The organism is Alkalithermobacter paradoxus, from assembly GCA_002029295.1.
Lineage (GTDB): Bacteria > Bacillota > Clostridia > Peptostreptococcales > Peptostreptococcaceae > Alkalithermobacter > Alkalithermobacter paradoxus.
The window spans coordinates 1-631 of the sequence record MZGW01000032.1; the positions used below are offsets into that span (position 1 = coordinate 1).

The following is a 631-nucleotide window of genomic DNA, read 5'->3' on the forward strand; positions in this document are numbered from 1 at the left end:
CAGGATTTTAAGTCCTGTGCGTCTGCCAGTTCCACCACCTCGGCTTATTGGCTCCAAGGGTGGGACTCGAACCCACAACCTATCGGTTAACAGCCGAGTGCTCCGCCATTGAGCTACCTTGGAATACCAAACTGGCTACGTCCTACTCTCCCAGGAGGCTTCCCTCCAAGTACCATCGGCGCAAAAGAGCTTAACTTCTGTGTTCGGAATGGGAACAGGTGTATCCTCTTTGCTATAGTAACCAGATCTTTTTTTAGGGACATTGAATATATTATCATGTCTTACCTAATATGTCAATACATTTATTTGAATTTACATTCTAGAGTTGACCTTCAAACTTGCTTGAAGAAACTCCAAGTTAATACTTGTCATTCATATTTAGTGTAAACTTAAGAATCGACTTTCAAGCCTAAGTTATTTTAATGTACTTGATTTGAATTTACATTCTAGAGTTGACTTTCAAGCTTGCTTGAGGAAACTCGGAATGTGAATCAAATCAATAACACTTTCAAAACTGCATAGCATATTTGGTCAAGTCCTCGACCTATTAGTACTCATAAGCTGAACACATTACTGCGCTTACACCTTGAGCCTATCAACCAAGTAGTCTTCTTGGGGTCTTACCTTAAAA

1 tRNA gene and 2 rRNA genes are annotated in these 631 nt (G+C 40.3%); all 3 read right to left on the reverse strand.

Annotation, left to right across the window (positions count from 1 at the left end):
* Positions 1-48: 48 nt before the first annotated feature.
* A tRNA-Asn gene (locus CLOTH_RS10435) sits at positions 49-123 on the reverse strand.
* A gap of 6 nt (positions 124-129) precedes the next feature.
* A 5S ribosomal RNA gene (gene rrf, locus CLOTH_RS10440) occupies positions 130-246 on the reverse strand.
* A gap of 281 nt (positions 247-527) precedes the next feature.
* Positions 528-631 (reverse strand): 23S ribosomal RNA (locus CLOTH_RS10855); the annotation flags it as partial.